Source organism: Rhizobium viscosum, from assembly GCF_014873945.1.
Taxonomy (GTDB): domain Bacteria; phylum Pseudomonadota; class Alphaproteobacteria; order Rhizobiales; family Rhizobiaceae; genus Rhizobium; species Rhizobium viscosum.
The window spans coordinates 348,479-369,695 of sequence record NZ_JADBEC010000001.1 but is presented as its reverse complement, the minus strand read 5'-3'; the positions used below and the strand labels follow the sequence as shown (position 1 = coordinate 369,695).

Sequence of the window (21,217 nt, the reverse complement as noted above, 5' to 3'; positions counted from 1 at the left end):
GTCCCGATGAATAGCCTGCGACGCTCAGTTGGTCGCTTTCTCCACGGTAATGTCCCCAAACTCGTCTATCAGCACCGTCCAGCCATCGGATTCGGCGGCTGGATCGGTCTTCAGATAGACCGTGGCGAAAAGGCCCGGTTCCTTGATGAAACCGGTAGAGTTTTCGGGTCGGATGTCGGTAACATAGGGCTTGAGATCGCTGATTTCCTGCAGTTCGACCGTTGAAATGATGGCAGGTCCGGCGTCTCTCTGCGCGATCTGTTGCAGAAAGACCTTGGAGGTCTTGTCCGGCTGGCGCACGGCGAAAAGCTTGTAATAGCCGTGCCGCTGCTTGGCATCCCCCTCGCTCACATTTTGGGTGCTGACGCTTTGCGTGGTTGTCGGGGCACGCTCGACCGGCAGCGAATTGCCGTCGTCTTCCCAATAGCCGGTGCTGGTCGCGAAGATGACCGAGGCCGGCAGGATATCGTCATGAACGGTCTGCGCCTCGGCGGCGATCGCCCAGCCGGAAACGAGGAGCGCCGTCATGAATGCTTGCCGCATCGCCATCATTTCAATCCTCGAACTGTTCTGCCAGAATCCTGTCCGACCAGGAGCGGTCGGGATCGGAAAGAATGCGTGCGGTCATGTCCTCGGACTGGGCGATGCGCACATGCAGTATGGATTTGATCTCAGTATTGTCGGCGACCGCATTCACGGGCCGCTTCTCGGCTTCCAATATATGGATGTCGACGGTCACCCGGTTGGGAAGCAGCGCTCCGCGCCAGCGCCGCGGCCGGAAGGCGCTGACCGGCGTCATGGCGAGGAGGGGCGCGTCAAGCGGCAGGATCGGGCCGTGGGCCGAAAGATTGTAGGCGGTCGAGCCTGCAGGTGTTGCCACCATCAAGCCATCGCAGATCAATTCCTCCAGCCGCACGTGTCCGTCGATTTCCACCCTGAGTTTCGCTGCCTGATAGGATTGCCGGAAAAGATAGACCTCGTTGATCGCAAGCGCCGAGGAACTGCTGCCGTCGGCATTGGATGTCGTCATCTTCAGTGGATGAAACGCGTTCTCGACGGCGGCACAGATGCGGTCCTGCAGGTCGGCGGTCTTGTAATCGTTCATCAGAAAGCCGACCGAGCCGCAATTCATCCCGTAGACGAGCTTGCCGCTGTTCATCGTGCTGTGCAGCGTCTGAAGCATGAATCCGTCGCCGCCGAGCGCGACGATGACATCGGCCTCATTTGCAGGCACATCGCCGTAAAGGCGAATCAGTTCATCCCGCGCGGCGAGTGCCTCGGTGGTCGGCGAGGCGATAAAAGAAAGCGTCTGAAATGACCGGCCCATGCAATGCCCTTTGTTATGCTGCTCTAGCTAAAGGATAAAGGGCCTGTACGACAAGACGTTTTGCGTTGCGGGTGAAGTTCCAATCATAGCGTTGATCGACATCCCGCTGTGGATAGCGTTGCCGAGCTGCCGAAAAGGGCAAATTTTCTTTACAAAAGATCAGAATCTGCTACTTCGCAGCCATTGCCCTTGTAGCTCAGTTGGTAGAGCACCTGATTTGTAATCAGGGGGTCGCGGGTTCGAACCCTGCCGGGGGCACCAGTTTTCCGCGCCATTCCATTACATGAACAGAGACTGAAGGGTCGATTCAGCGGCGATTCAGGAGCATCAGGTCATTTTCGCTTCATCAGAAACGAGGAAGTGAGCCATGAGGATCTCCAGTTTTCTCCTAGCAGCCGCCCTTTCGGCCGGTACTTTGTTTTCCGCCGTTGCTCCGGCTGCGGCCATCCCTCTCGACCGTCCGGCAGCCTCACAACAGAGCGATGTGATCCAGGTCCGCGGCGGTGATCGAGATTGGGGTGATCGAGATCGGGGCGACCGTGATTGGGGTGATCGCCGCGACTGGCGCGAGCGTCGCCATTGGCGCGAACGTCGCTACTGGCGTCCGGCCTGGGGTTATGAACGCCGCTGGAGCCCGTGGCAGGAAGAGCGTTGGCGTGAGCGTCATTATTGGCGTCGCCATCATGACGGACCCTATTGGCGCTACCGCAGCTGATTGCTGACCGAGGCAAGCTATTTTCCAACTCCTAATAAAAACCCGTCGCAACCTTCGAGTTTGCGGCGGGATTTTTATTTGATCCATATTCACACACTTGAAGCCTTATTGACTGACCGACAGTCAATAATTTAAGAGATTATCATCAGTTACCGCGATGGAGTTCGCCATGTCTGCAAAAACACTCCTGACCTCTCTCTTTCAATATAAGGCCAGCGTCGATGAGGAACTTCTGACCGCGCTTGCTGCTTTTCCCGAAAACAATCCATCGGAAAACCTCCAGTCCGCTTTTCGTGTTCTCAATCACGCTCAACTTGTAGACAGGATTTTCGCTGCCAACCTGCAGAAGGAGCCGCATGGCTATACGGCGAGTTGGACCGGCGAGCCGCCAGCTTTTGGGGATCTCGCTTCCGCGATCAGGAAAACCGACAGGTGGTATCTGGACTATATGGTGCAGGTGACGCCTGAGGAGCTCGAAGAGACGATCGACTTCACTTTTACCGATGGCGGGCAGGGCCACATGTCGCGGGAGGAGATGCTGGCCCATGTCATCACCCATAGCGGTTATCATCGCGGGGAGATCGGCCGTCTTTTGCCCGACATTGAAAACACTGCTATGCGTGACGTATTCGCAGGCTACCTGCACCGGGCGGAGCCTCAGCGGCGCGGGCATTGACGGACTTTCCGATGACATCACGCGTCGCCGGCAGGCCAAGAACCAAACCAGCCGAGGAAAGGCGGGACGATCTTATGCTCGTGGCCGAACGCCTATTCCTCGACAAGGGGGTGGAGCATACGACGATCGAGGAGATCACCCAGGGCGCTGCCGTCTCGAAGGGCGCCTTTTACCTTCATTTCTCCTCGAAGGCGGATGTCATCGAAGCATTGCGGACCCGCTTCGTTCAGAAGCTTCTGAACGGCATCGTGGAAGAAGTAGGTAAACAGCATAAGGGCGACTGGAACGGCAAGTTGACGGCTTGGGCAAAAGCCTGTGCCGTGGGCTATTTGGACGCGGCGCGCCTGCACAATCTCGTCTTTGCTGCTGCTCCGCCTCCCAGCCGCGAGGGCCTGACGAGCAACATCCTGATCGATAGTCTCCAGCAATTGCTTGCAGCAGGATGCCGTGAGGGAGCTTGGTCACTAAGGGAGCCGGCATTCACCGCCATATTCCTATTCAACGCTTTGCACGGTGTCGTAAATCAGAATGCCATCGGCGACGATGCTGCCGAGCGAACAAAACTGCTTCGCAATATCGAGGAAAGTGTTCTGCGCTTCGTCCGGTGAGACGATTTGCAGTCACTTCCAGGTCGGCTCGTTCACGCTCGATCGGCTATTGCACGGATGGAGGTGGATTTGATGGGGTCGTCGACGGTGCCAGGGGATCCGGCTGGCGGATCGGGTGAGACTTGTCCACCCAGGTGATGCTCAAAATGACCATGACGAGGACCGCGATGAACAGCACGCCGAAGATCAGCGGTCGAAATGCCATAATGCGGATTTCCTTTTGCCGGCGCCCCAAAGATGAGTGCATTGCCGATGATAGTGACCGGCAAGCTCTTTCCAAGTTGGAATATGGACCAGGGGCGAGGGGGGTCAACCGCGACGGCGGTCATCATTCCCACTCTCCGCGACATATCAATAGTGATCTGCCGACTGTGGCCTACGCCTTCAGGTGCAGCCCTGCTGCATAAAGGGCAATCGCCGCAGCATTCGATACGTTCAGCGATTTGATGGCGCCTGGCATATCGAGCCGGGCGAGCGCGCTGACGGTCTCCCGCGTCTTCTGGCGCAGACCCTTGCCTTCGGAGCCGAGCACCAGCGCGATTCGACCGCCTGAGAACGTGCCTTCCAGCGGCGCCGGTCCTTCCGAATCGAGCCCGATTGTGAAGAAGCCGAGCTTGTGTAATTCGCCGAGCGCATCCGAGAGATTGGTGATCTGTATATAAGGTATGAGTTCCAACGCGCCGGAAGCCGATTTGGCAAGCACGCCCGATTCGGTCGGGCTATGTCTCTGCGTGGTGATAACGGCGCCCGCGTTGAAGGCGACGGCCGATCGCATGATGGCGCCGACATTGTGCGGATCGGTTACCTGGTCGAGCACGAGAAGCAATGGGCTATCCTTCAGTGCTTCCAGCCGCCGGACGGGCAGGGGGCGTGTTTCCAGCATCACGCCCTGATGGATCGCTTCCGGGCCGAGCACCTTGTCGATATCCTGCGGCGAAACCATATCGACAGGAATGCCGATCGTACCAGGATCGATCTCCAATCGCGCAAGCGCGTTCTGCGTCACCGATAGCCTGATGTTTTTGCGTTCAGGATTTTCAAGCGCGGCACGAACGGTATGAAGGCCGTAGAGGAAAACCTGGTCGGGGGCGAGTGCCGGCGGCTTCCAGTCGTCTCCGCCACGCTTGCGTTTCTGTGGCGCGGGTGTCGGGATTTCACCGCGTTCGCGCTTGGCGTCGCGGTGCGCGCGCCTCAACGTTGCGTAATGCGTGTCCTTCGCGGACTTGTCGGTAACGGGCGTGCCGCCGGATTTCTTATCTTTGCTCATGCGGCTTTATAACGATGGCGCCTGTTGCCGCATAGGCTTTCTTTCATGTGCCGGCTTTCAACAGGCGATGAAATTTTTCCTGTCTTTTCCATTGTCATCGTGTTGACAGACTGAAATCGTCCGGTCATATACGCGGCGCAGACGACGGGGCGGCAACGCTTCAAAGTCTGACGAACTTGGTCTTTACGATCCGGACGAAAACTGGAGAGATGCCCGAGTGGTTAAAGGGGACGGACTGTAAATCCGTTGGCTCAGCCTACGTTGGTTCAAATCCAACTCTCTCCACCATTCGTCATTGGATCGGACCAACCCCGCGGGTATAGCTCAATGGTAGAGCAGCAGCCTTCCAAGCTGAATACGCGGGTTCGATTCCCGCTACCCGCTCCATCTCCCTTTCGCCATCGACAATATGCGGCAGTTTCAGAGCACGGAAACGAAGCTCATGATATTGCCGATCAGCCAATAGCCGAGCACCCCGACGGCTATACCTGCGATGAACAGCGAAGATCTGCCTTTGATCTTGCCGGCGCTCTCATCCGCCTCATCATCGCTGCGATAGCCGAATGTGCGGTGGTCTTCTGCAAAAGCCGAATAGTAGTTGTTGTAATCTGATTGCATCGAGTGCTCCTCCCTATATTAGATATCTATCATGCAAACTTTCCTCATCCGTGAAATCAATTAGTAAAATGTAATGTAATCCGATCGGAAGGTTTTGCGCCGATACCATGGTGCGGCGATCTGCGGATAACCGCAAAAATTGCAGCCGCCACTGGCTCGCGGTTTGGCAATTGCCGGCCCTCTTCCGATTTTGACTTAGATTTCAAATGTTTTGGGGAGGGGAAGAGCGAATCACCTTGCGAGTTGCGAATCGTCCACCATATGCCGTGACACGCCAAGAATGGCGTCTGCAATTAAGTCTTGCGCAATTTCGCCGAAAGCCTTAAACGGCGGCACTAAACCGGTTCGCCGGGGTCACCCATTTACGTCCACAGGAAGCATTCAAATGGCAAAGAGTAAGTTTGAGCGCAACAAGCCGCACGTCAACATTGGCACGATCGGCCACGTTGACCACGGCAAGACGTCTCTGACGGCAGCGATCACGAAGTACTTCGGTGAGTTCAAGGCGTATGACCAGATCGACGCGGCGCCGGAAGAAAAGGCACGCGGTATCACCATTTCGACGGCCCACGTCGAGTATGAGACGCCGAACCGTCACTATGCGCACGTCGACTGCCCCGGCCACGCCGACTATGTGAAGAACATGATCACCGGTGCCGCGCAGATGGACGGCGCGATCCTGGTTTGCTCTGCAGCTGACGGCCCGATGCCGCAGACGCGCGAGCACATCCTGCTCGCCCGCCAGGTTGGCGTTCCGGCAATCGTGGTGTTCCTCAACAAGGTCGACCAGGTTGACGACGCCGAGCTTCTCGAGCTCGTCGAACTGGAAGTTCGCGAACTTCTGTCGTCCTACGACTTCCCGGGCGACGACATCCCGGTCGTCAAGGGTTCGGCGCTTGCTGCTCTTGAAGATTCTGACAAGAAGATCGGCGAAGACGCGATCCGCGAGCTGATGGCTCAGGTTGACGCCTATATCCCGACGCCTGAGCGTCCGATCGACCAGCCGTTCCTGATGCCGATCGAAGACGTGTTCTCGATCTCCGGCCGTGGTACGGTTGTGACGGGCCGCGTCGAGCGCGGTATCGTCAAGGTTGGTGAAGAAGTCGAAATCGTCGGCATTCGTCCGACCTCGAAGACGACGGTGACCGGCGTTGAAATGTTCCGCAAGCTGCTCGACCAGGGCCAGGCCGGCGACAACATCGGCGCTCTGGTTCGCGGTGTGAACCGTGACGGCGTCGAGCGTGGTCAGATCCTGTGCAAGCCGGGCTCTGTCAAGCCGCACAAGAAGTTCAAGGCAGAAGCCTACATCCTGACGAAGGAAGAGGGCGGCCGTCATACGCCGTTCTTCACGAACTACCGTCCGCAGTTCTACTTCCGCACGACGGATGTGACGGGCATCGTGACGCTTCCGGAAGGCACGGAAATGGTTATGCCTGGCGACAACGTCACCGTTGACGTCGAGCTGATCGTTCCGATCGCGATGGAAGAAAAGCTTCGCTTCGCGATCCGCGAAGGCGGCCGCACCGTCGGTGCAGGCATCGTCGCTTCCATCATCGAGTAATCGGATTTATGCCCGATTTTAGGAAGGACCCCGCTGGAAACGGCGGGGTTTTTTCGTTTCTAATAGCCCTCCGGCCGTTCATGAGATGTTGTAAAAATATCGTTAAGATTGGCTCATTCAGCATTTTATTCATCTCACGTTCAGAAAGCGTTTTGCGATCCGAGCTTTTTGGTTCAGACTCTCTTCTGTAGAAAGGAGAGTAGGATGATTCACAAAGCTACATTCGTTGCGACGATTTTCGCGATGTATGTTTTCACGATGTTTTTCATCGCTGCAATTCCGCAAGAAGTTGTTCAGGCAGCTGGCGTGCAGATCGACGAAGTAAGCGTCGTCAAATAATTGCGTAGCAAGCCGCCGGAGCGTCCGGCGGTGATTGAAAATGGCAGGGCAGGCGCTTCCAGTTGGAAGCCCCTGGCCGGAGTAGGTTTGAACCTGCTGATGAGACGCTCGCTTGCTCTTCGCGCGGAAGAGTTTATCTATGCCTCCGATTTCATGACGCGGAGGATTTTCCATGAAAAAGCGCATTCTCTTCACCGGCGGTTCGGGCAAGGCGGGGCGTCATGCCGTGCCGTGGCTCGTCAATGCTGGATATGAGGTCCATAATGTCGATCTCGTGCCGCTCGAAAGCCCAGGCGTCACCAATCTCATTGCCGACATCACCGATAGCGGCCAGATGTTCAACGTACTTTCCATGCATCGGGATTTTCCAGATCTGGATGCGGGCAAGGGCGTACAGCCTTTCGACGCCGTCGTGCATTTCGCGGCAGTGCCGCGTATCCTGATCAAGCCTGATAACGAGACCTTCCGAATCAACACGATGGGCACCTACAATGTCATCGAGGCGGCGGTGAAGCTCGGCATCCGGAAAATCATCGTCGCGTCGAGCGAGACGACCTACGGCGTCTGCTTCGCCGAAGGCCATCGCGATTTCCACCAGTTCCCGCTGGATGAGGACTACGATGTCAATCCGATGGATTCCTACGGCCTCTCCAAGGTCCTGAACGAGAAGACGGCGCGCGCTTTTGCCGAGCGCTCGGGCTTCGATATTTACGCGTTGCGCATCGGCAATGTCATCGAGCCTCATGAATACGAGAAGTTTCCGACCTATTTCGCCAATCCGGAAATGCGCAAGCGGATCGCCTGGAGCTATATCGATGCGCGCGATCTCGGCCAGATCGTCCACCGCTGCATTGAGAAGGACGGGTTGGGTTTCCAGGTCTTCAATGCCGCCAATGACACGGTCTCGGCCAATACGCCGTCTCGAGAGCTCGCCAAGCGTTTCTACCCGAACGTGCCGTTCACCCGTGAGATCGGCGAATATGAGGGCCTGCTTTCCAACAGGAAGATTCGCGAGGTGCTCGGCTTCAAGGAAGAGCACGACTGGCGGAAATACGTGAAAGTGTGAGATTCACTGTAGAAAACCCGCGGCCGGGTGCGTTCAATTTCGCGTCCGGCTGTCAAATGCCCCGCTGCTGGCGGCTTCTTTCGATTGCCTGCGGAGAATGATTCCGAAAATCGAAAATCGCTCTTGCATATCCCGAGCCGCCGCCTTAAAGGGAGCGCCATGCTTTTCATCGGCTCATGATCGCAAGGTCAACAGGCTGAATGCAAAGCGTAAAGGGGTATAGCTCAGTTGGTAGAGCGGCGGTCTCCAAAACCGCAGGTCGGGGGTTCGAGCCCCTCTGCCCCTGCCATTTTCCTTGAACGGACAGCGCGGACGTATCGCAGCGTTCCGGCGAGGATTGAGCGTGTGGCGACAAATTTCGTTAAACACCGGTTTCCCTCTTGTGTATTCGGAAATCGATGTTTATTTAGGGTTCAACAGACACGCGGTGCGTGGGGCTGATAGTTTCAGCTTTACGCGCCGTAATTGCGTGGGCAGTCGATGGCATCCAAATCCAATCCATTCGCGTTTCTGCAGCAGGTCCGCACGGAGACGTCTAAAGTTACCTGGCCGTCGCGCCGCGAGACGATGATCTCGACGGTCATGGTGCTGTTTATGGTTGTTTTTGCTGCGCTGTTTTTCTTTGCCGCCGACCAGCTCATTGGCTGGGCGCTGAGCTTTGTGCTCAATACCGGCAACTGATACGGGTGGAGATGAAAATGGCGGCACGTTGGTACATCGTCCACGCATATTCCAATTTTGAAAAGAAGGTGGCTGAGGACATCGAGAACAAGGCTCGCCAGAAGGGGCTTGAGCACCTGTTCGAGAAGATCCTCGTGCCGACCGAAAAGGTGGTGGAAGTGCGTCGCGGCCGCAAGGTCGATTCTGAGCGCAAGTTCTTCCCGGGCTATGTCATGGTTCGTGCCAACCTGACGGATGAGGCCTATCACCTGATCAAGAATACGCCGAAGGTCACGGGCTTCCTTGGCTCGGACAATAAGCCGGTTCCTATCCCGGATTCTGAGGCCGAGCGCATCCTCGGTCAGGTTCAGGAAGGTGTCGAACGGCCGAAGGCTTCCGTTACCTTCGAAATCGGCGAGCAGGTTCGTGTTTCCGATGGTCCGTTCGCCTCGTTCAACGGCACGGTGCAGGATGTGGATGAAGAGCGTTCGCGCCTGAAGGTGGAAGTGTCGATCTTCGGTCGCGCGACCCCGGTCGAACTGGAATACGCTCAGGTCGAGAAGGTCTGATTTTTGAGATCGAGGCTCAGTCGCTTGTGGCTGATCCTCGTGCGGCGAATGCCGCATCGCGTGGAAGGTGAGGGGTCTTAGCCGGGCCTCAAGGATCCGAACCACGCAACCGCAGCCGCCGGAGCAATCCGGCATCAGGGCCGGGTGACCGGCCGTCAGTGAAAGGCAGAGAGATATGGCTAAGAAAGTTGCAGGCCAGCTCAAGCTGCAGGTCAAGGCAGGATCGGCAAACCCGTCCCCGCCAATCGGCCCGGCGCTTGGTCAGCGTGGCATTAACATCATGGAATTCTGCAAGTCGTTCAACGCGGCTACGCAGGAAATGGAAAAGGGTATGCCGATTCCGGTCGTCATTACCTACTACCAGGACAAATCCTTCACCTTCGTCATGAAGCAGCCGCCGGTCAGCTACTTCCTGAAGAAGGAAGCCAAGATCCAGTCCGGTTCCAAGACCCCGGGCAAGGGCGCAAAGGCTGGCTCCCTCACCAAGGCTCAGATCAAGACGATCGCTGAAGCCAAGATGAAGGACCTGAACGCAGCAGATATCGAAGGTGCAATGGCGATGATCGAGGGCTCTGCCCGCGCCATGGGCCTGGAAGTGGTGGGTTAAGACCATGGCAGGCAAGCGCACTCAGAAGATCAACGAAGGTGTTGATCCGACCAAGCTCTACGCTCTGACGACCGCCATCGGCATGGTCAAGGAACGTGCCGTTGCGAAGTTCGACGAAACCGTCGAAATCTCGATGAACCTCGGTGTTGACCCGCGTCACGCAGACCAGATGGTCCGCGGCGTCGTCAACCTGCCGAACGGCACCGGCCGTACGGTTCGCGTTGCTGTTTTCGCCCGTGGCGCCAAGGCTGACGAAGCCAAGGCTGCAGGCGCAGACGTCGTTGGCGCAGAAGAGCTCGTTGAAATCGTCCAGGGCGGCAAGATCGATTTCGATCGTTGCATCGCAACCCCGGACATGATGCCGCTCGTCGGCCGCCTCGGTAAGGTTCTCGGCCCGCGTGGCATGATGCCGAACCCGAAGGTCGGTACGGTTACGATGGATGTCGCTGGTGCCGTCAAGGCTTCCAAGGGCGGCGCTGTCGAGTTCCGCGTCGAGAAGGCTGGTATCGTTCACGCCGGCATCGGCAAGGCATCCTTCGATGCCAAGGCTCTGGAAGAAAACATCCGTGCCTTCGCTGACGCCGTCATCAAGGCGAAGCCTGCTGGCGCCAAGGGCAACTACGTCAAGCGCGTAGCGCTCTCCTCGACCATGGGTCCGGGCGTCAAGATCGAAGTGGCCTCGGTCACCGCAGCTCCGGCTGCTTAAGTTTCATCGGGCTCCGGCCCGATAGCAAGAATTCCGGCCTCGCAAGGGGCCGGGATATTCCGGAGAAATCCGGAATCCTGTCCGAGATTGCAGGTGGTTTTCCCTTAATCACTGTTGCCTGCATGAGACGGGTAAGACCCGAATTGCATGAAGTTCTGCTTCTAGGAAATCGGTTCGAGCCTTGGATGCCTTGTGCCTCCTTTGCCTTTAGTGGCGCGGAGCGCGAGGGGACAGGATCCTCAAGCGTCGCTTGGGATCTCTTCTGATCCCAGGAGGCAAAGGCAACCCGGTGGGTCCGTTCTAACGGTCCCGCCAACTGGAGATAGGCAGTGGAAAGAGCGGAAAAGCGCGAATTCGTCACGGAACTGAACGATGTCTTCAAGGCATCGGGCTCGGTTGTCGTGGCCCACTATGCTGGTGCTACAGTCGCACAGATGAACGATTTTCGTTCGAAGATGCGCGCTGCTGGCGGCACCGTCAAAGTCGCGAAGAACCGCCTGGCCAAAATTGCCCTTCAGGGTACGGAAGCGGAAGGGATTTCCAATCTCTTCAAGGGTCAGACCCTCATTGCTTACAGCAATGATCCGATCACCGCTCCGAAGGTCGTCATGGATTTCGCCAAGACCAACGACAAGATCGTGGTCCTCGGCGGCGCCATGGGCACGACAACGCTGAACGCCGAAGGTGTCAAGTCGCTTGCGACCCTGCCTTCGCTGGACGAACTGCGTGCGAAGCTGCTGGGCATGATCCAGACTCCGGCTACCCGCATCGCAGGCGTTGTTGCAGCACCGGCAAGTCAGCTTGCTCGCGTGTTCTCGGCCTACGCCAAGAAGGACGAAGCCGCTTAAGGCGGTTTTTCGCTGTACATACTCAACAGTTCGAACCGAACAAAAGGAACTAGAAAAATGGCTGATCTCGCAAAGATCGTTGAAGACCTCTCCTCGCTGACCGTCCTGGAAGCCGCTGAGCTTTCCAAGCTGCTCGAAGAAAAGTGGGGCGTTTCCGCCGCTGCTCCGGTAGCTGTTGCTGCCGTTGCTGGTGGTGCAGGCGGTGCAGCTGCTCCGGCTGAAGAAGAAAAGACCGAGTTCGACGTCATCCTCACGGATGCCGGCGCAAACAAGATCAACGTCATCAAGGAAGTCCGCGCCATCACCGGTCTCGGCCTCAAGGAAGCCAAGGACCTCGTCGAAGGCGCTCCGAAGGCTGTCAAGGAAGGCGTTTCCAAGGCTGAAGCTGCTGACATCAAGAAGAAGCTTGAAGACGCTGGCGCAAAGGCCGACGTCAAGTAATCTTGAACTGCTTTTGGGAGGCGGTGTTTGCCGTCTCCCATTTGCCGTTTTTTTGAACGAATTACCCAAAAGCCGCGTGAAAACGGCTTTTGGGTAATGGGTTCTTCAAGAGCATGGTCTCGAACCGAGGCGCCAAGGCAATCCGGCCTGGCTGTTTCGGGAGGTGGGACGAGGTTGAACTACTCATTGGTTGACGGGATCGACTGGCCATCGGTTCCCGTCCGTTGCAGGCCCGGATGCAATTTTTGAAGGAGCGACGATGGCTCAGACCCTTTCGTTCAATGGTCGCAGGCGCGTACGCAAGTTTTTTGGTAAAATCCCCGAAGTCGCAGAAATGCCGAACCTCATCGAGGTTCAGAAGGCGTCCTACGACCAGTTTCTGATGGTTGAAGAGCCCAAGGGCGGTCGTCCCGACGAAGGCCTCCAGGCTGTCTTCAAGTCTGTTTTCCCGATCACCGATTTCTCCGGCGCTTCCATGCTGGAGTTCGTGTCCTATGAATTCGAGCCGCCGAAGTTCGACGTCGATGAATGCCGCCAGCGCGACCTGACCTATGCCGCGCCGCTGAAGGTTACTCTCCGTCTCATCGTGTTCGATATCGACGAGGATACCGGCGCGAAGTCGATCAAGGACATCAAGGAACAGTCCGTCTACATGGGCGACATGCCGCTCATGACGAACAACGGTACGTTCATCGTCAACGGTACCGAACGCGTGATCGTGTCCCAGATGCACCGCTCGCCGGGCGTCTTCTTCGACCACGACAAGGGCAAGAGCCATTCTTCCGGCAAGCTGCTCTTTGCTGCTCGCGTGATCCCGTATCGCGGTTCCTGGCTCGATATCGAATTCGACGCCAAGGACATCGTCTATGCCCGCATCGACCGCCGCCGCAAGATTCCGGTGACGTCGCTGCTGATGGCCCTCGGCATGGACGGCGAGGAAATCCTCGATACCTTCTACACGAAGTCGCTCTACAAGCGCGACGGCGAAGGCTGGCGCATTCCCTTCAAGCCGGAAACGCTGAAGGGTGCGAAGGCGATCACCGACATGATCGATGCCGATAGCGGCGAAGTCGTCGTCGAAGCCGGCAAGAAGCTGACTCCGCGTCTGCTCCGCCAGCTCTCCGACAAGGGCCTGAAGGCTCTCAAGGCGACGGATGACGACCTCTATGGCAACTATCTTGCCGAAGACATCGTCAACTACTCGACGGGTGAGATTTATCTCGAAGCCGGCGACGAAATCGACGAGAAGACGCTCGGCATCATCCTTGCCAACCACTTCGACGAGATCCCGGTTCTCGGCATCGACCACATCAATGTCGGCGCCTACATTCGCAACACGCTCTCAGCAGACAAGAACGAGAACCGTCAGGACGCTCTGTTCGACATCTACCGCGTCATGCGTCCGGGTGAACCGCCGACCATGGAATCGGCCGAAGCCATGTTCAACTCGCTGTTCTTCGATGCGGAGCGTTACGACCTCTCCGCCGTCGGCCGCGTGAAGATGAACATGCGTCTCGATTTGAGCGTCGAAGACACCGTCCGCATCCTGCGCAAGGACGACATCCTGGCCGTGGTCAAGATGCTTGTCGAGCTGCGCGACGGCAAGGGCGAGATCGACGATATCGACAACCTCGGTAACCGCCGCGTCCGCTCGGTCGGCGAGTTGATGGAGAACCAGTACCGTCTCGGCTTGCTGCGCATGGAGCGCGCGATCAAGGAACGCATGTCCTCGATCGAAATCGATACGGTCATGCCGCAGGATCTGATCAACGCAAAGCCGGCTGCTGCAGCCGTCCGCGAATTCTTCGGTTCCTCGCAGCTCTCGCAGTTCATGGACCAGGTCAACCCGCTGTCGGAAATCACCCACAAGCGCCGTCTCTCGGCACTTGGCCCTGGTGGTCTGACCCGCGAGCGCGCCGGCTTCGAAGTCCGCGACGTTCATCCGACGCACTACGGCCGTATTTGCCCGATCGAAACGCCGGAAGGCCCGAACATCGGTCTCATCAACTCGCTGGCAACCTTCGCTCGAGTCAATAAGTACGGCTTCATCGAAAGCCCGTATCGCCGCATCGTCGATGGCAAGGTGACCAATGACGTGCTTTACCTCTCCGCCATGGAAGAGGCGAAGTACTACGTCGCCCAGGCCAACGCCGAACTGACGTCGGACGGCTCCTTCGTCGATGAATTCGTCGTCTGCCGTCATGCCGGCGAAGTTATGCTCGCTCCGCGCGACAGCATGAACCTGATGGACGTCTCGCCGAAGCAGGTCGTTTCGGTCGCAGCTGCTCTCATCCCGTTCCTGGAAAACGACGACGCCAACCGCGCTCTCATGGGCTCGAACATGCAGCGTCAGGCCGTTCCGCTTCTGCGCGCTGAAGCGCCGTTCGTCGGCACCGGCATGGAACCGGTTGTCGCCCGCGACTCCGGTGCTGCCATCGGCGCACGCCGCGGTGGTGTGGTCGACCAGGTTGACGCGACGCGTATCGTTATCCGCGCCACGGAAGACCTCGAAGCCGGCAAGTCCGGCGTCGATATCTACCGCCTGCAGAAGTTCCAGCGTTCGAACCAGAACACCTGCGTCAACCAGCGCCCGCTGGTCACCGTCGGTGACGTGGTCAACCGCGGCGATATTCTCGCCGACGGCCCGTCGACCGATCTCGGCGATCTGGCTCTCGGCCGCAACGCGCTCGTCGCGTTTATGCCCTGGAACGGTTACAACTACGAAGACTCGATCCTGCTCTCCGAGCGTATCGTTGCCGACGACGTGTTCACCTCCATCCACATCGAAGAATTCGAAGTGATGGCGCGTGACACCAAGCTTGGTCCGGAAGAAATCACGCGCGACATTCCGAACGTTTCGGAAGAAGCGCTGAAGAACCTCGATGAAGCCGGTATCGTCTACATCGGTGCCGAAGTTCAGCCGGGCGATATCCTCGTCGGCAAGATCACGCCGAAGGGCGAAAGCCCGATGACGCCGGAAGAAAAGCTCCTGCGCGCCATCTTCGGTGAAAAGGCCTCCGACGTGCGCGACACGTCCATGCGCATGCCGCCCGGCACCTACGGCACGATCGTCGAAGTGCGCGTCTTCAATCGCCATGGCGTTGAGAAGGACGAGCGCGCGATGGCAATCGAGCGCGAAGAGATCGAGCGTCTGGCAAAGGACCGCGACGACGAGCAGGCGATCCTCGACCGTAACGTCTACGGCCGTCTGATCGACATGCTGCGCGGCCAGTCCTCCATTGCAGGCCCGAAGGGCTTCAAGAAGGGCACCGAGCTGTCGAACGCCGTCGTCTCCGAATATCCCCGCTCGCAGTGGTGGATGTTCGCCGTCGAAGACGAAAAGGTCCAGAGCGAGCTCGAAGCACTCCGCGGCCAGTACGATGAATCCAAGTCGCGCCTTGAACAGCGCTTCATGGACAAGGTCGAAAAGGTCCAGCGCGGCGACGAAATGCCTCCGGGTGTCATGAAGATGGTCAAGGTCTTCGTCGCTGTGAAGCGCAAGATCCAGCCGGGCGATAAAATGGCTGGCCGTCATGGCAACAAGGGTGTCGTCTCGCGCATCGTACCTGTCGAAGACATGCCGTTCCTCGAAGACGGCACGCATGTCGACGTCGTTCTGAACCCGCTTGGCGTGCCCTCGCGCATGAACGTCGGCCAGATCCTCGAGACGCACCTCGGCTGGGCTTGCGCCGGCATGGGTCGTCAGATCGGCGAGATGCTGGAGGCCTACAAGGCCGGCGGCAATATCGAGCCGCTCCGCAAGACGATCGGCGACGTTGTCGGTGACGGTCCGAAGGCCGAACAGGTCAAGGATTTCGACGATGACTCGGTGCTGCGTCTGGCCGATCAGTGGAAGCGTGGCGTGTCCATCGCGACCCCGGTCTTCGACGGTGCGAACGAAGAGAACGTCAACGAGATGCTGCGCCTGGCAGGTCTCAAGGACACTGGTCAGTCGACGCTGTATGACGGCCGTACCGGCGAGCAGTTCGACCGCCAGGTCACGGTTGGCTACATCTACATGCTGAAGCTCAATCACCTGGTCGACGACAAGATCCACGCTCGTTCGATCGGTCCGTACTCGCTCGTCACTCAGCAGCCGCTGGGCGGTAAGGCGCAGTTCGGCGGCCAGCGCTTCGGCGAAATGGAAGTCTGGGCTCTCGAAGCTTACGGCGCAGCCTATACGCTGCAGGAAATGCTGACGGTGAAGTCGGACGACGTTGCCGGCCGCACCAAGGTCTACGAAGCGATCGTCCGTGGCGACGACACTTTCGAGGCCGGTATTCCGGAAAGCTTCAACGTTCTCGTCAAGGAAATGCGCTCGCTGGGTCTCTCGGTCGAGCTCGAAAATTCCAAGGTCGAGGACCTGCAGGCTGCAAGCCAGCTGCCGGATGCTGCCGAGTAACCACTTGATAGGGTGTGCGCCTTAATAGGGCGCACACTGTTCCCGCCGAGGCCCCGTAACGTGTTGGCCGGGCAGGGACGCTTTCGCCGCATTCTGCGGTTATTGTCGTTTAAGCGCTGGTGCGGCTCCCGGGATTTGCCGCCAACCTCGCAAGCTAAGGGCGCTTTCGCCCATGAAGGAGACAGGCATGAACCAAGAGGTCATGAATCTTTTCAATCCGCAGGTGCCTGCACAGAACTTCGATTCCATCCGGATTTCGATCGCTTCTCCGGAGAAGATTCTTTCCTGGTCCTACGGCGAGATCAAGAAGCCGGAAACCATCAACTACCGCACGTTCAAGCCGGAACGCGACGGTCTCTTCTGCGCGCGCATCTTCGGGCCGATCAAGGACTACGAGTGCCTGTGCGGCAAGTACAAGCGCATGAAGTACAAGGGCATCATCTGCGAAAAGTGCGGCGTCGAAGTCACGCTGTCGCGCGTTCGCCGTGAGCGCATGGGCCATATCGAGCTCGCCGCTCCCGTCGCCCACATCTGGTTCCTGAAGTCGCTGCCGAGCCGCATTTCCACGCTGCTCGACATGACGCTGAAGGATGTCGAGCGCGTCCTCTACTTCGAAAACTACATCGTCACCGAGCCGGGCCTGACCGCGCTCAAGGAGCACCAGCTCCTGACGGAAGAAGAGTACATGCTCGCCGTCGACGAATACGGCGAAGACCAGTTCACGGCCATGATCGGTGCCGAAGCCATCTATGAGATGCTGGCATCGATGAACCTCGAAAAGATCGCTGGCGATCTGCGCTCCGAGCTTGCCGACACCACGTCGGACCTCAAGCAGAAGAAGCTGATGAAGCGCCTGAAGATCGTCGAGAACTTCATGGAATCCGGCAACCGTCCGGAATGGATGATCATGAAGGTCGTTCCGGTCATACCGCCGGACCTGCGCCCGCTGGTTCCGCTCGATGGCGGCCGTTTCGCAACGTCGGATCTGAACGATCTCTACCGTCGCGTCATCAACCGCAACAACCGTTTGAAGCGCCTTATCGAACTGCGCGCACCGGGCATTATCATCCGCAACGAAAAGCGCATGCTGCAGGAATCTGTTGACGCGCTCTTCGACAATGGCCGCCGTGGCCGCGTCATCACCGGCGCCAACAAGCGTCCGCTGAAGTCGCTGTCCGACATGCTCAAGGGCAAGCAGGGCCGCTTCCGCCAGAACCTGCTCGGCAAGCGCGTCGACTATTCCGGCCGTTCGGTCATCGTGACCGGTCCGGAACTGAAGCTGCATCAGTGCGGTCTTCCGAAGAAGATGGCGCTCGAGCTCTTCAAGCCGTTCATCTACGCCCGCCTCGACGCCAAGGGTTATTCTTCCACCGTCAAGCAGGCCAAGAAGCTGGTCGAAAAGGAAAAGCCGGAAGTTTGGGATATCCTCGACGAGGTCATCCGCGAGCATCCGGTTCTCTTGAACCGCGCACCGACGCTGCACCGCCTGGGCATCCAGGCCTTCGAACCTACCCTGGTCGAAGGCAAGGCCATCCAGCTGCACCCGCTCGTCTGCACGGCCTTCAACGCCGACTTCGACGGTGACCAGATGGCCGTTCACGTGCCGCTGTCGCTCGAAGCCCAGCTCGAAGCCCGTGTTCTGATGATGTCGACGAACAACATCCTGCATCCGGCAAACGGTGCACCGATCATCGTTCCGTCGCAGGACATGGTTCTCGGCCTCTACTACTTGTCGATCATGAACCAGAACGAGCCGGGCGAAGGCATGGCCTTCTCCGATCTCGGCGAGCTGCACCATGCTCTCGAAAACAAGGTCGTGACGCTCCACACCAAGATCCGTGGTCGCTTCAAGTCGATCGGCGAGGACGGCAAGCCGTACTCGAAGATCTATGAAACGACGCCGGGCCGCCTGCTAATCGGCGAACTCCTGCCGAAGAACGGCAAGGTGACCTTCGATATCTGCAACCAGGAAATGACCAAGAAGAACATCTCCAGGATGATCGATGCGGTCTACCGCCATTGCGGCCAGAAGGACACGGTCATTTTCTGCGACCGCATCATGCAGCTCGGCTTCAGCCATGCCTGCCGCGCCGGCATTTCGTTCGGCAAGGACGACATGGTCATCCCGAGCACGAAGGCGAAGATCGTCAACGACACGGAAAATCTGGTCAAGGAATACGAGCAGCAGTACAACGACGGTCTCATCACCCAGGGCGAAAAGTACAACAAGGTTGTCGACGCCTGGGGTAAGGCTACCGAAAAGGTCGCCGAAGAGATGATGGCCCGTATTAAGGCTGTCGAATTCGATCCGGCGACCGGCCGTCAGAAGCCGATGAATTCGATCTACATGATGTCCCACTCGGGCGCCCGCGGTTCTCCGAATCAGATGCGTCAGCTGGGCGGCATGCGCGGCCTCATGGCCAAGCCGTCGGGTGAAATCATCGAGACGCCGATCATCTCGAACTTCAAGGAAGGCCTGACCGTCAACGAGTACTTCAACTCGACGCACGGCGCCCGTAAGGGTCTGGCAGACACCGCTCTGAAGACTGCAAACTCCGGCTACCTGACCCGCCGTCTCGTCGACGTCGCGCAGGACTGCATCGTCACGCACGTCGATTGCGGCACCGAAACCGGCCTCACCATGACCGCCATCGTCGATGCCGGTCAGGTCGTTGCTTCGCTCGGCGCCCGCATCCTCGGCCGTACGGCGCTCGATCACATCGACCATCCGATCACCGGCGAGCGTATCGTCGATGCCGGCAAGATGATCCTCGAGCCAGACGTAGCCGAGATCGAGAAGGCTGGTATCCAGTCGATCCGTATCCGCTCGGCACTGACCTGCGAAATCCAGACGGGCGTCTGCTCGGTCTGCTACGGCCGAGATCTTGCTCGCGGTACGCCTGTTAACATGGGCGAAGCCGTCGGCGTTATCGCGGCTCAGTCGATCGGCGAGCCGGGCACGCAGCTCACCATGCGTACGTTCCACCTTGGTGGCACGGCAACGGTGGTCGACCAGTCGTTCCTGGAAGCCTCGTATGAAGGTACGGTGCAGATCAAGAACCGCAACATCCTGCGCAACTCCGATGGCAACCTCGTTGCCATGGGCCGCAACATGACCGTCCAGATCCTGGACGAGCGTGGCGTGGAGCGTTCCTCGCAGCGTGTCGCCTACGGTTCGAAGCTGCATGTCGACGAAGGCGACAAGGTCAAGCGCGGTCAGCGTCTGGCAGAGTGGGACCCCTACACCCGTCCGATGATGACGGAAGTAGCCGGTACGGTTCAGTTCGAAGATGTCGTCGACGGCCTCTCCGTTCTCGAAGCGACCGACGAATCCACTGGTATCACCAAGCGTCAGGTTATCGACTGGCGTTCGACCCCGCGCGGTTCGGACCTGAAGCCTGCCATCGTCATCAAGGATGCAAGCGGCAACGTCGCGAAGCTCTCCCGTGGTGGCGAAGCCCGCTTCCTGCTTTCGGTCGATGCGATCCTGTCGGTCGAGCCGGGCACGAAGGTCTCCCAGGGTGATGTTCTTGCCCGTTCGCCGCTGGAAAGCGCCAAGACCAAGGACATCACCGGTGGTCTGCCGCGCGTCGCAGAACTGTTCGAAGCCCGTCGTCCGAAGGACCACGCCATCATCGCAGAGATCGATGGTACGATCCGCCTCGGCCGCGACTATAAGAACAAGCGCCGCGTCATCATCGAGCCGGCGGAAGACGGTGTCGAGCCTGTCGAATACCTGATCCCGAAGGGCAAGCCCTTCCACCTTCAGGAAGGCGACTATATCGAAAAGGGTGACTACATCCTCGACGGTAACCCGGCTCCGCACGACATCCTGGCGATCAAGGGCGTGGAAGCCTTGGCTTCCTACCTCGTCAACGAAATCCAGGAAGTCTATCGTCTGCAGGGCGTTGTCATCAACGACAAGCACATCGAAGTGATTGTCCGTCAGATGCTGCAGAAGGTGGAAATCACCGATGCAGGCGACTCGACCTATATCGTCGGCGACAACGTCGACCGTATCGAGCTCGAAGACGTCAACGACCAGCTCATCGAGGAAGGTAAGAAGCCTGCCAGCGGTGATCCGGTTCTGCTCGGCATCACCAAGGCGTCGCTGCAGACCCCGTCCTTCATCTCAGCCGCTTCCTTCCAGGAAACGACCAAGGTGCTGACGGAAGCCGCGATCGCCGGCAAGACCGACGGCCTGCAGGGTCTGAAGGAAAACGTCATCGTCGGCCGCCTGATCCCGGCCGGTACGGGTGGCACCATGACCCAGATCCGCCGCATCGCGACGGCTCGCGACGACCTGATCCTGGAAGAGCGCCGCAAGGGCTCCGGGGCAGGGGCCGCAACGCCGATGCTGCAGGACCTGGCGAACGAAAGCGCTCCGGCTGCCGAGTAATCGGCAGTTTGAGACATCCAGAATGCAAAGCCGCCCGGAGAAATCCGGGCGGTTTTTCTTTGTCCAGAAGGTCACTGGAGATCATTGTCGCGCTGCTGTCCCAAGGCGGCGGGGCCGATGCCTCCATTATCCCCGCGTTGCTCAGCGGGGGGTGCTGACGATCGCAATGGGGTCGGAAATTCGGACCGTCGGAACTTTCGGTCTCGCAAATCAGGGCCGGGAAGATTGGTGCCGGCAAACGAAGCCGCCGGTATCTCAAGCAGCGGTAGATATCGATCTGCGATGCCCGAACGCCGACGAATTGCTGCTGCGGTGTGCAGTTTCAGGTGCGCAATAAGAGGGATGTCGGACTTGCCGGGCCGTTGGCGACGCTATCGCGGCACGCCGGTGCTCGCTGCTCTCGTTGAT

General features: G+C 58.5%; 19 protein-coding genes and 4 tRNA genes. 17 read left to right on the top strand and 6 right to left on the bottom strand.

Annotated elements, in window-relative coordinates; translation table 11 throughout:
- Window positions 1-24 precede the first annotated feature (24 nt).
- Together H4W29_RS01970 and H4W29_RS01965 are read right to left on the bottom strand one after the other, a co-directional pair.
- Window positions 25-549 (bottom strand): hypothetical protein, encoded by a 525-nt coding sequence (locus H4W29_RS01970; RefSeq protein ID WP_192727427.1) that lies wholly within the window; start codon window positions 547-549, stop codon window positions 25-27.
- Between the two features lie 4 nt (window positions 550-553).
- Window positions 554-1,327, bottom strand: a complete 774-nt coding sequence (locus H4W29_RS01965) for an NAD kinase (RefSeq protein WP_192727426.1) — start codon at window positions 1,325-1,327, stop codon at window positions 554-556.
- A 185-nt stretch (window positions 1,328-1,512) separates the two neighbouring features.
- Here H4W29_RS01965 and H4W29_RS01960 point away from each other — a divergent pair.
- The 4 genes from H4W29_RS01960 to H4W29_RS01945 all read left to right on the top strand — a co-directional run bounded on the left by H4W29_RS01960 (window position 1,513) and on the right by H4W29_RS01945 (window position 3,326).
- Window positions 1,513-1,588, top strand: a tRNA-Thr gene (locus tag H4W29_RS01960).
- 106 nt (window positions 1,589-1,694) lie between these two features.
- Window positions 1,695-2,042, top strand: a complete 348-nt coding sequence (locus H4W29_RS01955; protein ID WP_192727425.1) for a hypothetical protein — start codon at window positions 1,695-1,697, stop codon at window positions 2,040-2,042.
- A 169-nt stretch (window positions 2,043-2,211) separates the two neighbouring features.
- Complete coding sequence (locus H4W29_RS01950) at window positions 2,212-2,718, top strand: DinB family protein (RefSeq protein ID WP_192727424.1); 507 nt, start codon at window positions 2,212-2,214, stop codon at window positions 2,716-2,718.
- Between the two features lie 11 nt (window positions 2,719-2,729).
- Complete coding sequence (locus H4W29_RS01945) at window positions 2,730-3,326, top strand: TetR/AcrR family transcriptional regulator (RefSeq protein ID WP_192727423.1); 597 nt, start codon at window positions 2,730-2,732, stop codon at window positions 3,324-3,326.
- A gap of 46 nt (window positions 3,327-3,372) precedes the next feature.
- Here H4W29_RS01945 and H4W29_RS01940 read toward each other — a convergent pair whose 3' ends face one another.
- Both H4W29_RS01940 and H4W29_RS01935 read right to left on the bottom strand, forming a co-directional pair.
- Window positions 3,373-3,531, bottom strand: a complete 159-nt coding sequence (locus H4W29_RS01940) for a hypothetical protein (protein WP_007823983.1) — start codon at window positions 3,529-3,531, stop codon at window positions 3,373-3,375.
- A 171-nt stretch (window positions 3,532-3,702) separates the two neighbouring features.
- Window positions 3,703-4,593, bottom strand: a complete 891-nt coding sequence (locus tag H4W29_RS01935) for a TrmH family RNA methyltransferase (protein WP_192727422.1) — start codon at window positions 4,591-4,593, stop codon at window positions 3,703-3,705.
- 203 nt (window positions 4,594-4,796) lie between these two features.
- Here H4W29_RS01935 and H4W29_RS01930 point away from each other — a divergent pair.
- Window positions 4,797-4,881, top strand: a tRNA-Tyr gene (locus tag H4W29_RS01930).
- Window positions 4,882-4,906: 25 nt separating this feature from the next.
- Window positions 4,907-4,980, top strand: a tRNA-Gly gene (locus tag H4W29_RS01925).
- 33 nt (window positions 4,981-5,013) lie between these two features.
- Here H4W29_RS01925 and H4W29_RS01920 read toward each other — a convergent pair.
- Window positions 5,014-5,211, bottom strand: a complete 198-nt coding sequence (locus H4W29_RS01920) for a hypothetical protein (RefSeq protein WP_183743792.1) — start codon at window positions 5,209-5,211, stop codon at window positions 5,014-5,016.
- A gap of 385 nt (window positions 5,212-5,596) precedes the next feature.
- Between H4W29_RS01920 and tuf the strand changes: the two genes are divergently transcribed.
- On the top strand, window positions 5,597-6,772 hold the full coding sequence (gene tuf / locus H4W29_RS01915) for an elongation factor Tu (RefSeq protein WP_183743778.1): 1,176 nt from the start codon (window positions 5,597-5,599) through the stop codon (window positions 6,770-6,772).
- A gap of 129 nt (window positions 6,773-6,901) precedes the next feature.
- On the opposite strand, the gene H4W29_RS01910 is transcribed toward tuf, so the two are convergent.
- On the bottom strand, window positions 6,902-7,297 hold the full coding sequence (locus H4W29_RS01910; protein ID WP_192730815.1) for a hypothetical protein: 396 nt from the start codon (window positions 7,295-7,297) through the stop codon (window positions 6,902-6,904).
- On the opposite strand from H4W29_RS01910, the gene H4W29_RS01905 reads away from it, so the two are divergent.
- The 10 genes from H4W29_RS01905 (at window position 7,284) to rpoC (ending at window position 20,809) form a co-directional block, all read left to right on the top strand.
- Window positions 7,284-8,177 (top strand): NAD-dependent epimerase/dehydratase family protein, encoded by an 894-nt coding sequence (locus H4W29_RS01905; RefSeq protein WP_192727421.1) that lies wholly within the window; start codon window positions 7,284-7,286, stop codon window positions 8,175-8,177. The two genes, H4W29_RS01910 and H4W29_RS01905, sit on opposite strands and share 14 nt — an antisense overlap.
- A gap of 213 nt (window positions 8,178-8,390) precedes the next feature.
- A tRNA-Trp gene (locus H4W29_RS01900) sits at window positions 8,391-8,466 on the top strand.
- 191 nt (window positions 8,467-8,657) lie between these two features.
- On the top strand, window positions 8,658-8,858 hold the full coding sequence (gene secE / locus H4W29_RS01895) for a preprotein translocase subunit SecE (RefSeq protein WP_007817110.1): 201 nt from the start codon (window positions 8,658-8,660) through the stop codon (window positions 8,856-8,858).
- Between the two features lie 17 nt (window positions 8,859-8,875).
- Entirely contained in the window at window positions 8,876-9,406 is a 531-nt protein-coding gene (nusG, locus tag H4W29_RS01890) for a transcription termination/antitermination protein NusG (RefSeq protein WP_007817111.1), read from the top strand.
- A gap of 175 nt (window positions 9,407-9,581) precedes the next feature.
- Window positions 9,582-10,013, top strand: a complete 432-nt coding sequence (gene rplK, locus H4W29_RS01885; RefSeq protein ID WP_037110089.1) for a 50S ribosomal protein L11 — start codon at window positions 9,582-9,584, stop codon at window positions 10,011-10,013.
- Window positions 10,014-10,017: 4 nt separating this feature from the next.
- Entirely contained in the window at window positions 10,018-10,719 is a 702-nt protein-coding gene (rplA, locus tag H4W29_RS01880) for a 50S ribosomal protein L1 (RefSeq protein WP_192727420.1), read from the top strand.
- A 329-nt stretch (window positions 10,720-11,048) separates the two neighbouring features.
- A complete protein-coding gene (gene rplJ / locus H4W29_RS01875; RefSeq protein ID WP_183730074.1) occupies window positions 11,049-11,567 on the top strand; it encodes a 50S ribosomal protein L10 in 519 nt (172 codons plus the stop codon).
- 57 nt (window positions 11,568-11,624) lie between these two features.
- A complete protein-coding gene (gene rplL / locus H4W29_RS01870) occupies window positions 11,625-12,008 on the top strand; it encodes a 50S ribosomal protein L7/L12 (protein ID WP_004669074.1) in 384 nt (127 codons plus the stop codon).
- Between the two features lie 259 nt (window positions 12,009-12,267).
- The gene (rpoB, locus tag H4W29_RS01865; protein WP_192727419.1) at window positions 12,268-16,410 is read left to right on the top strand and encodes a DNA-directed RNA polymerase subunit beta; all 4,143 of its coding nucleotides are present in this window, start codon (window positions 12,268-12,270) and stop codon (window positions 16,408-16,410) included.
- Window positions 16,411-16,597: 187 nt separating this feature from the next.
- Entirely contained in the window at window positions 16,598-20,809 is a 4,212-nt protein-coding gene (rpoC, locus tag H4W29_RS01860; protein ID WP_192727418.1) for a DNA-directed RNA polymerase subunit beta', read from the top strand.
- Window positions 20,810-21,217 lie beyond the last annotated feature (408 nt).

Bases quoted from the DNA above. Each gene is read 5' to 3' on its own strand.
- rpoC (WP_192727418.1), top strand. From the start codon at position 16,598: ATGAACCAAGAGGTCATGAATCTTTTCAATCCGCAGGTGCCTGCACAG.
- H4W29_RS01935 (WP_192727422.1), bottom strand. From the start codon at position 4,593: ATGAGCAAAGATAAGAAATCCGGCGGCACGCCCGTTACCGACAAGTCC.
- H4W29_RS01920 (WP_183743792.1), bottom strand. From the start codon at position 5,211: ATGCAATCAGATTACAACAACTACTATTCGGCTTTTGCAGAAGACCAC.
- H4W29_RS01950 (WP_192727424.1), top strand. From the start codon at position 2,212: ATGTCTGCAAAAACACTCCTGACCTCTCTCTTTCAATATAAGGCCAGC.
- H4W29_RS01970 (WP_192727427.1), bottom strand. From the start codon at position 549: ATGGCGATGCGGCAAGCATTCATGACGGCGCTCCTCGTTTCCGGCTGG.
- H4W29_RS01955 (WP_192727425.1), top strand. From the start codon at position 1,695: ATGAGGATCTCCAGTTTTCTCCTAGCAGCCGCCCTTTCGGCCGGTACT.
- H4W29_RS01945 (WP_192727423.1), top strand. From the start codon at position 2,730: ATGACATCACGCGTCGCCGGCAGGCCAAGAACCAAACCAGCCGAGGAA.
- H4W29_RS01905 (WP_192727421.1), top strand. From the start codon at position 7,284: ATGAAAAAGCGCATTCTCTTCACCGGCGGTTCGGGCAAGGCGGGGCGT.
- rplL (WP_004669074.1), top strand. From the start codon at position 11,625: ATGGCTGATCTCGCAAAGATCGTTGAAGACCTCTCCTCGCTGACCGTC.
- nusG (WP_007817111.1), top strand. From the start codon at position 8,876: ATGGCGGCACGTTGGTACATCGTCCACGCATATTCCAATTTTGAAAAG.
- rplK (WP_037110089.1), top strand. From the start codon at position 9,582: ATGGCTAAGAAAGTTGCAGGCCAGCTCAAGCTGCAGGTCAAGGCAGGA.
- H4W29_RS01940 (WP_007823983.1), bottom strand. From the start codon at position 3,531: ATGGCATTTCGACCGCTGATCTTCGGCGTGCTGTTCATCGCGGTCCTC.
- H4W29_RS01910 (WP_192730815.1), bottom strand. From the start codon at position 7,297: ATGCGCTTTTTCATGGAAAATCCTCCGCGTCATGAAATCGGAGGCATA.
- tuf (WP_183743778.1), top strand. From the start codon at position 5,597: ATGGCAAAGAGTAAGTTTGAGCGCAACAAGCCGCACGTCAACATTGGC.
- secE (WP_007817110.1), top strand. From the start codon at position 8,658: ATGGCATCCAAATCCAATCCATTCGCGTTTCTGCAGCAGGTCCGCACG.
- rpoB (WP_192727419.1), top strand. From the start codon at position 12,268: ATGGCTCAGACCCTTTCGTTCAATGGTCGCAGGCGCGTACGCAAGTTT.
- rplA (WP_192727420.1), top strand. From the start codon at position 10,018: ATGGCAGGCAAGCGCACTCAGAAGATCAACGAAGGTGTTGATCCGACC.
- H4W29_RS01965 (WP_192727426.1), bottom strand. From the start codon at position 1,327: ATGGGCCGGTCATTTCAGACGCTTTCTTTTATCGCCTCGCCGACCACC.